This is a genomic window from Achromobacter spanius, assembly GCF_002966795.1.
GTDB classification, from domain to species: Bacteria; Pseudomonadota; Gammaproteobacteria; order Burkholderiales; family Burkholderiaceae_B; genus Achromobacter; species Achromobacter spanius_D.
Window position 1 is genome coordinate 3233643 of the sequence record NZ_CP023270.1, and the last position, 13520, is coordinate 3247162.

A 13520-nucleotide genomic window follows, 5' to 3' on the forward strand; every position below is an offset into this window, starting at 1 on the left:
CCAGCCGGGCGTAACAGGGACAGGCTTCAGACGGGCGGCCCTGCGCCGCGCAACAACGCGCGCGCGACCGCGCCGATATCAGGGGTAACAAGGACAATTGAGAACTATTATTGCTAGAATTCCGCCTGACGCCTCCCTTAAACGGGTCCAGGCAACCCTTTTTCGTCTACCGGATAGCTTTTGAATGGCCAAGCCATCGCGCTCCAAATTATGGTTTCTCGTCCACAGTTGGCTGGCCTTGCCAATCTGGATCTTCCTTTTCTTCATCTGTGCGACCGGAACCATCGCCGTCATCAGCCAGGAAATCGTCTGGCTCATCAATCCCGCCGTTCGCGCTCAGGCGCCCGATGCCGATACGCCTCGCATGGGCTATCAGGCCCTGATGGACGCCATCGCCAAGCAGGAACCCGAAGCCTCGGTGCAGCGCCTGTCCTGGCCTGAAGAATCCCAGTTCGCCCTGACGGCCTCCGTCGGCTATCCGGGCGCACGCTTCACGTCCATCTACGTCAACCCGTACACCGGGCACGTGCAAGGTCCGGCCCTCGGCTTCGACCTGCGCCAGTTCATGCGTGCGCTGCACGGCTGGCTGCTGATCCCGTTCAACAACGGCTATAGCTGGGGCTGGTATCTGGTTTCGCTGCTGTCGCTGCCGATGCTGCTGTCGCTGATCACCGGCCTGGTGGTCTACAAGCGGTTCTGGCGCGCCTATTTCCAGAAGCCGCGGCTGCGCTTCGGCCAGGGCTCGCGCATTTTCTGGGGCGACTTCCATCGTCTGTCGGGCCTGTGGTCGGTGTGGTTCATCCTGCTGATCTCCGTCAGCGCGATCTGGTTCCTGGCGCAGGCAATCCTGTCCGATACGGCCACCACGATTTCGACGCAGGGCGTGCCGGCTGTCGTCGCGCGCGATCAGGTGCCGACGGTTGCCGCCGGCGAATCCGTCAAGCGCCTGCCGCTCGACCAGATCGTCGCCGTTGCCGAGCGCGAGCTGCCCGGTCTGGAAACGCAGCACGTGTTCTTCCCCGGTAACGCCTATGACCCGATCACCATCTCGGGTCGCGGCGCTTATCCGCTGATGTTCCAGTACGCCAAGATCAATCCGTACAACGGCACGGTCGAAGAAGTACGCCGCCTGTCCGACCGCAATGGCCTGGAGTTCTTCACCGAATCCATGCGCCCGCTGCATACCGGCGACTTCGGCGGCTTCTGGTTGAAGCTGGTGTGGTTCCTGTTTGGCCTCTTGTTGACCATGATGTCGCTTAGCGGCCTCCTGATCTGGACCAAGCGCACCGCGCAAGCCACTGCCAAGGCCCTGCGCCCTGCCCGCGCAGATCGTACCGCCGCCCGCGAGGTGACCGAATGAGCAAGACTGCCACCCTGGACGCCGCCGCGGCCAAACCCAGCTTCTGGCGCCGCTGGCGCTTCCATCTGAGCGCCCTGCTGCTCATCCTGCCCATCATTTATGTCCCGAAGTATTTCGACAACCTCGCGCTGTCGCGCGGGCTGATGGGATTGGGCCAACGGCCTGCCGGCGACGTGCAAGTGGGACCCTGGAAGCTGCAGTTCGCCGAATGGAAGGTCGAACCGCCCCAGTCCGACCCCGCCGGCATGGTCAAGACCTTCACCATGGCCCAGTGCGCTGGCTGCAGCGACCAGATCCGCGCCGTCTACGTCCGCGTGGGCAAACCGCGCAGCCTGCGCGCCGCAGGCTCGATCTTCTTTGGCAGCCCGCATCGGGCGTTTGCCACCGTGCCGATTCCGCCGCGCACCGCCCCGGACGCCGAGCTCTGGGTCACCGCCGAAGGCTGGGACGGCTCGGTGCACCAGGCAGCCTGGCCGCTGGACTCGGCCTCCCCCGCCACCGTCGCGTGGCTGAAGAAACAAGGAGCATCGCGATGAATGCGATTTTTGCGAACAGCCTTCGCGCCGCCCTGATGGGCGCGCTGTTGACCGCCAGCGCCACCGCGTTGGCGCACAATCCCATGGCCGAATGCAAGGCCGATGGGAAGGAACAGATCCAGTGCACCGGCGGATTCTCCGACGGCAGCGGCGCCGCCGGCGTCACCATGGACGTGATCTCGTACGACGAACAGATCATTGTTCCGGGCAAGCTGGATGCGGATTCCAAGATGTCGTTCAAGCGGCCCAATGGCGAGTTCTACGTGCTCTTCGACGCGGGCCCCGGCCACGTCGTCGAAATCGACCACGTCGACATCCAGTAAGCCCCGGCCCTGCGCAGTATGCATACACAAGTCATCCGACCCGCCGGCGCCGGACATGAAACCCTGGCGGTGCTGGGCGCCTGCCTGGTCATCGTCGCGGCCGCCGCGGGTTACATCGGCCTGCGCGAAGCGCCGCCCGAGAGCGCGCCGCTCGCCGCCACCCAGATCGATGCGCGGCGCGACCTGACGCCCGCCGAACAAGGCATCTACGCCGACCTGCGCGTCGCCTACGAGGAAATCGGTTTCGCCCTGCAGGCCGGCGAGCCCCTGCCTTCCGTGGCCGATCTTGCCGCGCAAGGTCTGCCGCCTTTCGTGGCCGACAACAGCACCGCCGCGCGGGGCGGCCACGTCTGGCGGCTTCAGCGCCAGGCCGGCAAGGCGCTCTACGTGGGCCAGACGGCCGATGCCGCGCTGGCCGGCTCGTTCGTGCTGCGCACCGAAGACGGCCACGCCAAGGACGCCCATGGCCATGACCATGGCGCCGACGCCCAGGCAGATGTCTGGCTGGCCCGCGATGCCGCGGCGCGCGTGCCCGACGCCGCCGACGACGCGGCCCTGGCGGCCGCGGGGTGGCGCCAGGTCGTCGCCCAGTTCGACGCCGGCGTGACCCGCCAGAACAAGCCCTGATCGGGCCCCTCCCTTTCGTCTTCCGACACGAGCCTACGGATTTATGTCTGCCTTTTCGTCTTTCTCACAGCTCCTGCGCCGCTGCGCCGCGCCGATCGCCGCGCTGGCGCTGCTGGCCGGCGCGTTCGCCGCGCCCGCCCACGCCGAAGAGGCCAAGCGCCTGAAGATCGGCGTGACGCTGCATCCTTATTACAGCTACGTCGCCAACATCGTCGGCGACAAGGCCGACGTCGTGCCGCTGATTCCGGTCGGCTTCAATCCGCACGCCTACGAGCCGCGCGCCGAGGACATCAAGCGCATCGGCACGCTGGACGTGGTCGTGCTCAACGGCATCGGCCACGATGACTTCGCGGACCGCATGATCGCCGCCAGCGAAAAGCCCAAGATCCCGGTGATCGAAGCGAATGCGCAAGTGCCGCTGCTGGCCGCCGTGGGCATGGCCGCGCGCGGCGGCGGCGATTCCGGCAAGGTCGTGAATCCGCACACGTTCCTGTCGATTACCGCGTCGATCGCGCAGATCAATACCATTGCGCGCGAACTGGGCCGTATCGACCCGGCCAACGCGCAGACCTACACCGCCAATGCGCGCGCCTATGGCCAGCGCCTGCGCAAGCTGCGTGCTGATGCGCTGGGCCAGCTTGCAAAGGCGCCCAACGCGGACCTGCGCGTCGCCACCATTCATGGCGCCTACGATTACCTGTTGCGTGAATTCGGCCTGGAAGTCACCGCCGTCGTCGAACCGGCGCACGGCATCGAGCCCAGCCCCGCGCAGCTCAAGGGCACCATCGAGCAATTGCGCGCGGCGGACGTCAAGGTGATCTTCTCCGAGCTGAACTTCCCGTCCGCGTACGTCGAGACGATCCAGCGCGAGACCGGCGTGAAGCTGTATGCGCTGTCGCACATCTCGTACGGCGAATACAGCCCCGAGCAGTTCGAAAAAGAAATGAAGCAGAACCTGGCCACCGTGGTGCGCGCCATCGAAGAGGCTGGCGCGTGACCGCCGCCGTGACAGCCCATCCGGGCGCACTGGGTCCCACGCTGACGTTCGACCACATCTCCCTGACGCTCGGCCGTACCGACATCCTCAGCGACGTCGCCTTTACCGTCGCGGCCGGCAGCGTGCATGCGCTGGTCGGCCCCAATGGCGGGGGCAAGAGTTCGCTGGTCAAGACGCTGCTGGGCCAGATGCCGCATCGCGGCAAGCTCAGCGTGGCGTGGCCGGGCGACCGGGCCGGCATCATCGGCTATATCCCGCAGGCGCTTGAATTCGATCGCGGCCTGCCCATGACCGTCAACGATTTCATGGCCGCGATGTGCCAGCGCAAACCCGCGTTCCTTGGCCTGTCGCGCACGAAGTCCAAGGAAATTGGCGACGCGCTGGAACGCGTCGGCATGCAGGACAAGCGCAACCGCCGCATGGGCGCCTTGTCGGGCGGCGAGCGCCAGCGCGTGCTGCTCGCGCAGGGACTGGTGCCCAGCCCTTCGATGGTGGTGCTGGACGAGCCCATGTCTGCGCTCGATGAAGCCGGCGTGCGCGTGTTTGAAGAATTGCTGGACAGCTGGCGCGCGCAGCGCGTGACCGTGCTGTGGATCGAGCACGACCTGGAGGCCGTCGGCCGCCTGGCCGACCGTGTCACCGGACTGAACCGCCAGGTGCTTTGCGACGGTCCGCCCGCGCAGGTGCTGACGCCCGACCGCCTGCTTGCCCTCTTTTCGACCCGTCCGCGCGTTGGCAACCAGCCGCAGGAGCGCGCCGCATGAACGCCTTTTTCGACAACCTGCGTCAGCTCATCCAGAGCGCGGCGGAATCCGGCGCGTTGCCGGAATCGCTGGCCTTCGGCTTCGTCATCAACGCGCTGCTTGCCGGCCTGATCATCGGACCCGTGCTGGGCGGCCTTGGCACGCTGGTCGTGGTCAAGCGCTTTGCCTTCTTCTCGGAAGCCGTGGGCCATGCCGCGCTGACCGGCGTGGCGATCGGGATCCTGCTGGGCGAGCCCTATACCGGCCCGTACGGCAGCCTGTTCAGCTATTGCCTCATCTTCGGCATCCTGCTCAATTTCCTGAGCAACCGCACGCGCCTCACGCCTGACACGCTGATCGGCGTGTTCCTGTCGGTGTCGCTGGCGCTGGGCGCAAGCCTGCTCCTGGTGCTGTCCGGCCGCATCAACATCCACATCCTGGAAAACGTGCTGTTCGGCTCGGTGCTGACCGTCAACAGCAACGATCTGTCGGTCCTGACGTGCGTGGCGATCCTGGCGCTGGCGCTGGCGTTGCCCAACTACAACCGCCTGATGCTGGCCAGCTTCAATCCGCAGCTCGCCGCCGTGCGCGGCGTGCCCGTCAAGGCCATGGACTACCTGTTCGTGATCCTGGTGACCCTGGTCACCGTGGCCTCGGTCAAGGTGATCGGCGCCATCCTCGTCGGCGCGCTGCTGGTGATTCCGGCGGCCGCCGCACGGATGCTGGCGCAGTCGCTCAAGGGCTTTTTCACGATGTCGGTGCTGTTCGCGCTGTTCAGCACACTGGCCGGCATCATGCTTCCCATCGAGCTTGCACTGCCGATACCTTCCGGCGCGGCCATCATCCTGGTCGCGGGTGTTCTGTTTGGGATTTCGGCCCTGGCCCGCGGCCTGGTCCCTGGTCTGAAAGGAAATGCAGCATGAGTTTGAAGTCAGGTTACGTCACCCTGCGCCGCGCCGCCCTGGCAGTGGCGATGGCATCGGCCCTGGGCGCCGCCGTCACGGCCCACGCCCAGGAAGCCGCCAAATCCGGCCGCGCCGCGCGCGCCGCGCAGCCTGAAGCCGCCACCGCCGCAACGGGCGCCGTCACCGTGCTGGCCGCGCATCCCGTCGTGTTTGCGCTGACCGACAGCCTGGCCAAAGGTAGCACCATCCGTGTCGAGCGCGCCGCGCCGGCCAACCTGCCCGCCACCCGGCTCACGTCGTACTTCAGCGGACGCGGCGGCGCGGCGCTGCAGAAGGCCGCCGCATCGGCCGATGCCGCCGTCGGCCTGCGCTCGATCTGGCCGGACGATCCCCTGTACGCCAACGCGCGCCGCACCAACATCCGCATTGTGGAAATCGACGCGGCGCGTCCGCTCGATGGCGCGCTCAATGGCATCGCCCTGCAAAGCGACACGCGGCCCGGCGGCCAGTTTGCTGCCTATCCGTGGCTCAGCATCGTCAATCTGGGCCGCATGGCCGACATCGTCGCCGCGGATCTGGGACGCCTGTCCCCGTCCGACGAAAAGCGCATCGGCGAGAACCTGGCGCAGATCAAGCGCACGCTGGTCGAATTGAACGCCAGCAGCCAGGCCGGATTGGCGCAGGCCGAGAACGTGGCCGTCATCAGCCTTTCCGAGCGCCTGCCCTACCTGATCGCCGAGTTCAACCTTGACCTGGTCGACACAGTCGCGCGTGACGACAAGGACTGGACGCCCGAGGCGCTGACCGCACTGACCGCGACGATCAAGGACAACGGCGCGGCCGCGGCGCTCCTGCATCGCGAGCCCACGCCAGAACTGCGTCAGGCCATCGAAGCCGGCGGCGCCAAGGCCGTCGTGTTGGCCACCGACGGGGCCGACCCCGTTGCCGACCTGCAGGCCAACGCGAAACTGCTGTTGCAGGCCCTGGCGCCCGCGGCAGCCAAGACCGCCGCAGCCAAGTAGACCTTCCGCGTAAACGGCGCCGGGCTAGCCGGGCGCCGGGCTAGCCGGCGCCGTTTGCCGCATCGGCCCGCAGCGCCGCTGCCGCGTCTTTCAGGCATCCGATCAATTGCGCGCTGGTCGCGGGCAACGGGGCTTCACGCAAGGTGATGATGCCGACCGGCGGCAACGCCAATTCCAACGGCACGTCCAGGATCCGGCACAGGCCCTGGTTCTCGAAACTCCGTGCAGCCGACTTCGCCAGAAAGCCCACCGCATTGCGCTCACGGATGAAGGTCAGCGTGGACAGATAGGACGAGGTCTCCATCAGATCGGACGGCGGTTGCAGGCCGCGATGATGGAACTGCTGCTCCAGCTTCACCCGCAATGACGCCCACGGCGGCGGCATCACGCAGGGCAACGCCGCCAGATCCGCCCACCCCGGCGCACTGCGGCCCGCCACATCGCTGCCGGGCGCCGCGACCACGACCATCGGCTCTTCGAACAACGCCTCGGCATGCAGGTCCGGCGCGGCGTAGCCCGGCTCCAACCTCCCCACGAACAGATCCAGTTCGCCCAGGCGCAGCTTGGGCAGCAGATGCGTCAGATCGCCCTCTTCGATCAGGACGGTCGCGCGCGCCGATCGCAGCTTCAAGGCATGCACGGCCCGCGCGAGCAGCACCGGCAGCGCGACCGCCATCGCCCCCACTCGCGTCTTGCCGGCCGCGCCGCTGGCGGTGGTGTCGATCTCATCGCGAGTGCGCTCATACTGCGCCAGCACGCCGCGCGCAAAGCGCACCACCGCGGCGCCTGCGTCCGTGGGTTCCGTGCCGCGCACGGACCGCGCAAACAGCGCGAGACCCAGCATGGACTCCACCTCTGACAGCATGCGAGACACCGCCGGCTGGCTGACCGCCATGAATTCAGCCGTGCGCCCTACATGCCGGAACTCGTCCAGCGCCACGAGCAATTGGAGGTGACGCAGCTTCAGGTTTGAGCGGAACACGCGGTCCAGGTGCGCCATGCGGCCCCCCTATACATATCAGTGTTGTTATCTATTGATGAGGCAATTCTATTGGATAGTTATATATAAGCTCACGAGAATAGATCCGGGCGACCTTGTAGCCTTGAGGGTGCTCACAAAAAAACCACATCGGAGACAAACCATGAGGCACATCCCCACCCCTGACCGGGACAGGCGCAGGTTTCTGGCGGGCGCCGCCTGTCTGGGCGCAATGGCCGGCGCCGGCGCGGCCGGCCTGCTGGCCCCCGGCCTGGCCCGCGCCGCGGACTACCCGCAGCGCCCCATCACCTTCATCTGCCCCTGGCCCGTCGGCGGCACGGCAGACCAGTCCATGCGCGCGCTCTGCCAGGTGGCGTCGGGCGTGCTGGGCCAATCCATCGTGGTGGAAAACCGCGCGGGCGCCTCGGGCATGATCGGCACGAAGTCGCTGTCGCAGGCACAGCCCGATGGCTATACCATCGGCCAGATCCCCATCTCGGTGGCGCGCTTCTCGCAACTGGGCCTGTTGCAGTTGGATCCGCGCAGCGAGTTGACCTATTTGGCGCGTACGTCGGGACAGACCTTCGGCATCGCAGTGCTTGCCAGTTCGCCGTTCAAGACGTTGCAGGAGGTCGTGGCTTATGCAAAGGCCAATCCCGGCAAGCTGACATACGGCCACGCCGGCATTGGCGGGGCAACGCACGTGGGCATGGAAGAGTTCGCCATGACGGCCGGCGTGCGTTTCAATGCGATCGCCTACAAGGGCGGCGCGGCCGCCCTGCAGGACGTGCTGGGCGGGCAGATCGACCTGCTGGCGGATTCAAGCTCCTGGGCGCCGCACGTCGAGGCGGGCAAGCTGCGGCTCCTGGCGACCTGGGGCGAGTCGCGGGCCTCGCGGTTCAAGGATGCGCCCACCCTGAAGGAACTGGGCTACGACGTCGTGGTCGAGGCGCCCAACGGCATTGGTGCACCCAAGGGACTGGATCCCGCCGTCGAACGCAAGCTGCGCGAGGCCTTTCGCACCGCGGTCAAGAGCGACGCATTCAAGCAGGTGGCCGACCGTATCGATGCGCCGGTCATGTACCTGGACGGCCCGGACTACCAGGCGTATGTGGCGTCGGTCTATACGCAGGAGACTGCGCTGATCGCGCGCCTGAAACTGAAAGAAATGCTGCAGAAAGGCTGATTCACGGTGACTTCCAACCCCTTGATCCGGCTGCACGCCAACGACAATGTGCTGGTTGCCCGGGAAGCCCTGGCCCTCGGCATGCACATCCCGGCGCTGGGCCTGCGGGTGCGCGCGCAGGTGCCGGGCGGCCACAAGATTGCCGCCTGCCGCATGCCGAAGGGCACGCCGGTGCGCAAGTATGACGCCATCATCGGCGTGGCCGCGCGCGACATCGAAGCCGGCGAGCATGTGCACGCGCACAATCTTGCGCTCGCCGACTTTGAGCGCGATCCCGGCTTCTGCCGCGACGTGCGGCCGGTCGACATGGTGCCCGAGGCCGAACGCGCGACGTTCCAGGGCTACGCACGGGCCGATGGCCGGGTGGGCACGCGCAATTTCATTGGCATCCTCGCGTCGGTGAACTGTTCCGCGACGGTCATCCACCACATCGCGCAGCACTACACGCCCGAACGCCTTGCCGCGTTCCCCAATGTGGACGGCGTGGTGGCGTTTGCGCAGACGAGCGGATGCGGCATGTCGTCGCCCAGCGAGCATTTCGATGTCTTGCGGCGCACGCTGGCCGGCTATGCGCGGCACCCGAATCTGGCCGGCGTGTTGATCGTGGGACTCGGCTGCGAACGCAATCAGGTTTCGGCGCTGATCGAATCGCAGGATCTGGCCGGGGACGCGCGCGTACGCACCCTCGTGATGCAGGACACGGGCGGCACCCGCGCCACGATTGCGGCCGGCATCCGGGCCATCGACGAGATGCTGCCGCTGGCCGACGTCGCGCGCCGCAGCAGCGTGCCGGCAAGCCACCTGAAGATCGGGCTGGAATGCGGCGGATCGGACGGCTATTCCGCGATTACGGCCAATCCCGCGCTGGGCGCGGCCATGGACATCCTGGTGCGTCACGGGGGCACGGCTATCCTTTCCGAGACCCCGGAGATCCACGGGGTGGAATACCTGCTGACGCGCCGCGCCGTCACGCCGGAAGTGGGCCGGAAACTGCTGGACCGGCTGGCCTGGTGGGAAAGGTACACGGCCGGGCATAACGCGCAATTCAATGGCGTCGTGGGCCACGGCAACCAGCAAGGCGGCCTGGCCAACATCTTCGAGAAATCACTGGGGTCCGCCATGAAAGGCGGCACGACGCCGTTGCAAGCCGTGTACGAATATGCCGAGCCCATCGATCGCGCGGGGCTGGTCTTCATGGATTCGCCCGGCTACGACCCCGTCGCGGTCACCGGCCAGATCGCCAGTGGCGCCAACCTGATCTGCTTCACGACGGGCCGTGGCTCGATGTTCGGCTCCAAGCCCGCGCCCACACTCAAGCTCGCCAGCAACAGCAGCATGTATGCGCGCCTTGAAGAGGACATGGACATCAATTGCGGCGCGGTGCTCGATGGCGAGGTGGACATCGCGCAGATGGGACAACGCATCTTCGACCACATTCTGCGCGCGGCCTCGGGCGCGCCAACCAAGAGCGAAGCGCTGGGGCTGGGCAACCACGAGTTCGTGCCCTGGCATCTGGGCATCGTCAGTTGACCCGTCATTTCAGGAGCCTTCACGCATGCCCGCACACAACCCCTTCAAGACGGCCCTTGCCGAGCGGCAAGCCCAGGTCGGTCTGTGGCTCTCGATGGCCGATCCCTATCTGGCCGAGGTTTCCGCCACGGCAGGCTTTGATTGGCTGCTGATCGACGGCGAGCACGCACCGAACGACCTGCGCGGCACCCTGGCCGCCCTGCAGAGCGTCGCGCCCTACCGCGCCCAGCCCGTGGTGCGCGTGGTGGCCGGCGACACGGCGCTCATCAAGCAGATGCTGGACATCGGCGCCAAGAACCTGCTGGTGCCGATGGTGGACACCGCCGAGCAGGCCCGCGCCCTGGTGGCCGCCACCCGCTATCCGCCGCTTGGCATGCGCGGCGTCGGCAGCGCAGTGGGGCGCGCGTCGCGCTGGAGCGCCCGCGACGACTACCTGGATGTCGCCGACGACGAGATCTGCCTGCTGGTGCAGGCGGAAACGGTGCAGGCGTTGTCGAACCTGGAGGCCATCTGCGAGGTGCCGGGCGTGGACGGCGTGTTCATCGGACCCGCCGATCTGGCCGCGTCCATGGGGCACCGGGGCCGCCCCGGTCATCCGGACGTGCAAGCCGCGATCGAGCGCGCCATGCGGATCATCATCGAGCGCGGCAAGTCCGCGGGCACGCTGACATCGGACCCCGCGCTCGCACGCCGCTATCTGGATCTGGGATGCACCTTCGTGGCGGTCGGCGTCGATGTCCTGCTTTACGCCAATAGCGCCCGCCGGCTGGCGGCAAGCTTCATTTCCCCGGGCGAGCGCCCCGCGCCACCCGCTCCATCCGCCGCCTATTGAGTGCCCAAAAGCGGCCGATCCGTCCTGTAATCCGGTCTTGCATGCCCACGCATTCAGGCATAAATTGATCGGTACCGCTTTTCGATCGGCCATCTCGATCCCCCCGCCCGAATCGCGCGCGAAGGTTGTTTTCTATCTTTTGTTCCCCCACCAGGAGCGATGCGATGCGAGTAAAACACCTGCTTGGCCCAGCGACCGTAGCCCTCTCGATGCTCTTCGGGTCGGCTGTCACGGCCGCCCCCTCGGACCCCGCCCCGATCATCACCGGCAAGCACTGGACCGATTCCGACGCCAACCTCAAGAAGGCCTATCTGCTGGGCGTGGCCAATGCGCTTGAGGTCGAACGCGCCTACCAGCAACGCCGCGCCGTGCCGGACACCCAGACGCTGGTTCCCAAGTTCTCCGCGGGCCTTCAGAACCAGACGCTGGACTCCGTGCGTGAGACCATCGACCGCTGGTATGCCGCCAATCCGACCCAATTGGATCGCCCCGTCATGGAGACGATCTGGTTTGAGATCGTCGTGCCCGCCACCAAGACCAAACGCACCCCCTAGGAGCCGCCATGAAGACTATCCGCACGATAGGCCTGGCCATTGCGATGGCATCGCTGGCCGCATGCACGAACATGACCAAGGAACAGCAAGGCACCGTCACGGGTGGCTTGATGGGCGCCGCGGCGGGCGCGGGCATTGCCGCCATCGCGGGGGGCAGTGCCTGGACCGGGGCCGCCATTGGCGGTGCGGCCGGCGGTATCGCCGGCAACATCCGCGGCGCGAACCAGTAAACAGCGCCAGTAGACAACGCCGTACCGACCTGACCCGTCTCCCCCGAACGCCGGCTTGCGTGCAAACGCCAGCCGGCGTTCCTGCATTTGAATCGTGGCTACCCGCCACGGCCAGAGACTGCTACGCTGTGCGCCGCGATTCCACCCGGGCGATGCGGATGTTTCTTTCATGATGTATGTGCTGTGGTCCCTGCCGGCGCTGACCGTGATCGGCGCGATCGCGAGCGGGCGCGTCAACACGACCATCGCAGCATTGCTGGGGTTGCTTGCTGCCCTGCCCATCGCGCTGTTTGCGGCGCCCGCGCCGTTTGCCCTGGCGCAACTGGGCGTCGCCCTGGAACGCGGGCTGTGGATCGGCTGGATCATCACCCCCTACATTCTGGGTGGCCTGCTGTTCTGGCAGATGGCGGCGCAGGGCCGCACGCCTGCTGACAATGCGGACAGCTCGCCGCCTGCGCCCCGCGATCCGCTCGCGAGCCGCCGGCTGCTGTTCTTTGCCTGTTTCCTAGTCGGCCCGTTCGCCGAATCCGCAACTGGATTCGGCGTGGGCATGCTGGGCACCGTGATGCTGATCCGCCCGCTCGGTCTGAAACCGCGCGAGGTCATGGTGTTTGCGCTGCTCAGCCAGACATTGATCCCGTGGGGCGCGATGGGCAGCGGCACGCTGCTGGCCTCGGCGTACGCACGCGTGCCGCCCGCGCAGCTTGCGCTGTACAGCATGGCGCCCGTGGCGTTGCTGATGGGGGTCTGGATGGCGCTTTACTGGCGCACCGCCACGCGCGCGGGGTTGACGGCTCCCGCCGCCGAGCTGGCGCGCGAAGCGGGCTGGATGACGGCGAGCCTGGCCCTGCTGGCCGCCGCAACCGCGCTGCTGGGACCGGAAACGGCGCTGCTTGCGGCGTACGGTCCGCTGATCGTGCTGCGCTTCCTGGCGGACCGCCGCCCCGATCGCGGCCAAGCATGGCAAGCCGCGCGGCGCGCCCTGCCCTACATCGCGCTCATCGCCTGGCTGGTAGCCACGCGGCTGGCGCCGGGCCTGAACCGCGGCCTTGCCGGCATGGCGGATTTCAAGCCCTATGCGGACCTGCCTGCGTGGATGCCATTTCTACACGCCGGAAGCTGGCTGATCGCAGGCGCCGTGGCCATGGCCGCCTGGCAGCGCCATCCGGGCGCGCTGCGGGCCCAGGCGCGCGCCGCGTGGATGACAGGACGTCATGCCGTCATGTCGGTCTTTTTGTTCGCAATGATGGCCGAGGTGCTGGCGGGTGCAGGGATTTCCCGGGCCTACGCCGATGGATTATTCTCGAGCCTGCGCGACTGGACTATTCTGATCACGCCGCTTCTGGCCGGCACGTTCGGCATTCTGGCCAACAGCGGCAACGCGCCGAACAGCCTGTTCATGTCTTCCCAGCTATCATTAGCGCTTCAGGCCGGTCTGAACGTGCCCGCAGCCGCCGCGCTGCTGCACGTTTCGGGCACGTCGATGGGGATTTTTTCTCCGGTCCGGATGTCGATTGCGGCCGGTTTGGCGCATGGACGGGGGCAGGAACGCGGCGTGTATGTTCTACTACTGCCGTTTGCCCTGGCCGCGTTCGGCATTCTGCTGTCGCTGGCGCTGCTCGTGGTCCTCTCCGGGTAGCGGTTTTCACGGCACAGCGGTTACGCTCGCCGCCTCAACCTTTTTTTTGTGTAGCAC

General features: G+C 66.8%; 15 protein-coding genes. 14 read left to right on the forward strand and 1 reads right to left on the reverse strand.

Going from position 1 to position 13520, the window contains the following annotated elements; genetic code table 11:
• The first annotated feature begins 184 nt into the window (after positions 1-184).
• From CLM73_RS14445 to CLM73_RS14480, 8 genes are read left to right on the forward strand one after another with little or no spacing between them, the layout of a single operon-like run.
• The gene (locus CLM73_RS14445; RefSeq protein WP_105239008.1) at positions 185-1360 is read left to right on the forward strand and encodes a PepSY-associated TM helix domain-containing protein; all 1176 of its coding nucleotides are present in this window, start codon (positions 185-187) and stop codon (positions 1358-1360) included.
• Positions 1357-1896 carry a thiamine pyrophosphate-binding protein gene (locus tag CLM73_RS14450; RefSeq protein WP_105239009.1) on the forward strand — a complete coding sequence of 180 codons (540 nt, stop codon included), beginning with the start codon at positions 1357-1359 and terminating at the stop codon, positions 1894-1896. The genes CLM73_RS14445 and CLM73_RS14450 overlap by 4 nt, the downstream gene beginning before the upstream one ends.
• Entirely contained in the window at positions 1893-2219 is a 327-nt protein-coding gene (locus CLM73_RS14455) for a hypothetical protein (RefSeq protein ID WP_056561406.1), read from the forward strand. Before CLM73_RS14450 ends, CLM73_RS14455 begins: the two co-directional genes overlap by 4 nt.
• Before the next feature lie 18 nt (positions 2220-2237).
• A complete protein-coding gene (locus tag CLM73_RS14460) occupies positions 2238-2846 on the forward strand; it encodes a DUF6162 family protein (protein WP_105239010.1) in 609 nt (202 codons plus the stop codon).
• A gap of 43 nt (positions 2847-2889) precedes the next feature.
• A complete protein-coding gene (locus tag CLM73_RS14465) occupies positions 2890-3843 on the forward strand; it encodes a metal ABC transporter substrate-binding protein (protein WP_105239011.1) in 954 nt (317 codons plus the stop codon).
• Positions 3840-4607 (forward strand): metal ABC transporter ATP-binding protein, encoded by a 768-nt coding sequence (locus tag CLM73_RS14470; RefSeq protein WP_105239012.1) that lies wholly within the window; start codon positions 3840-3842, stop codon positions 4605-4607. The genes CLM73_RS14465 and CLM73_RS14470 overlap by 4 nt, the downstream gene beginning before the upstream one ends.
• Positions 4604-5509, forward strand: a complete 906-nt coding sequence (locus CLM73_RS14475) for a metal ABC transporter permease (RefSeq protein WP_105239013.1) — start codon at positions 4604-4606, stop codon at positions 5507-5509. The genes CLM73_RS14470 and CLM73_RS14475 overlap by 4 nt, the downstream gene beginning before the upstream one ends.
• Positions 5506-6513 carry a metal ABC transporter solute-binding protein, Zn/Mn family gene (locus CLM73_RS14480; RefSeq protein ID WP_105239014.1) on the forward strand — a complete coding sequence of 336 codons (1008 nt, stop codon included), beginning with the start codon at positions 5506-5508 and terminating at the stop codon, positions 6511-6513. Before CLM73_RS14475 ends, CLM73_RS14480 begins: the two co-directional genes overlap by 4 nt.
• Before the next feature lie 40 nt (positions 6514-6553).
• Here the strand turns inward: CLM73_RS14480 and CLM73_RS14485 are convergent, their stop codons facing one another.
• Positions 6554-7513 carry a LysR substrate-binding domain-containing protein gene (locus CLM73_RS14485; protein WP_105239015.1) on the reverse strand — a complete coding sequence of 320 codons (960 nt, stop codon included), beginning with the start codon at positions 7511-7513 and terminating at the stop codon, positions 6554-6556.
• A 142-nt stretch (positions 7514-7655) separates the two neighbouring features.
• Between CLM73_RS14485 and CLM73_RS14490 the strand changes: the two genes are divergently transcribed.
• The 6 genes from CLM73_RS14490 (at position 7656) to CLM73_RS14515 (ending at position 13463) form a co-directional block, all read left to right on the forward strand.
• The gene (locus CLM73_RS14490; RefSeq protein ID WP_105239016.1) at positions 7656-8678 is read left to right on the forward strand and encodes a tripartite tricarboxylate transporter substrate binding protein; all 1023 of its coding nucleotides are present in this window, start codon (positions 7656-7658) and stop codon (positions 8676-8678) included.
• Between the two features lie 6 nt (positions 8679-8684).
• Complete coding sequence (locus tag CLM73_RS14495; protein WP_105239017.1) at positions 8685-10208, forward strand: UxaA family hydrolase; 1524 nt, start codon at positions 8685-8687, stop codon at positions 10206-10208.
• Positions 10209-10233: 25 nt separating this feature from the next.
• Positions 10234-11040, forward strand: a complete 807-nt coding sequence (locus CLM73_RS14500) for an aldolase/citrate lyase family protein (RefSeq protein ID WP_105239018.1) — start codon at positions 10234-10236, stop codon at positions 11038-11040.
• Between the two features lie 164 nt (positions 11041-11204).
• A complete protein-coding gene (locus tag CLM73_RS14505; protein ID WP_199778146.1) occupies positions 11205-11594 on the forward strand; it encodes a hypothetical protein in 390 nt (129 codons plus the stop codon).
• An 8-nt stretch (positions 11595-11602) separates the two neighbouring features.
• On the forward strand, positions 11603-11824 hold the full coding sequence (locus CLM73_RS14510; RefSeq protein WP_056318016.1) for a hypothetical protein: 222 nt from the start codon (positions 11603-11605) through the stop codon (positions 11822-11824).
• A 169-nt stretch (positions 11825-11993) separates the two neighbouring features.
• The gene (locus tag CLM73_RS14515) at positions 11994-13463 is read left to right on the forward strand and encodes a hypothetical protein (RefSeq protein WP_105239019.1); all 1470 of its coding nucleotides are present in this window, start codon (positions 11994-11996) and stop codon (positions 13461-13463) included.
• The last annotated feature ends 57 nt before the right edge of the window (positions 13464-13520 follow it).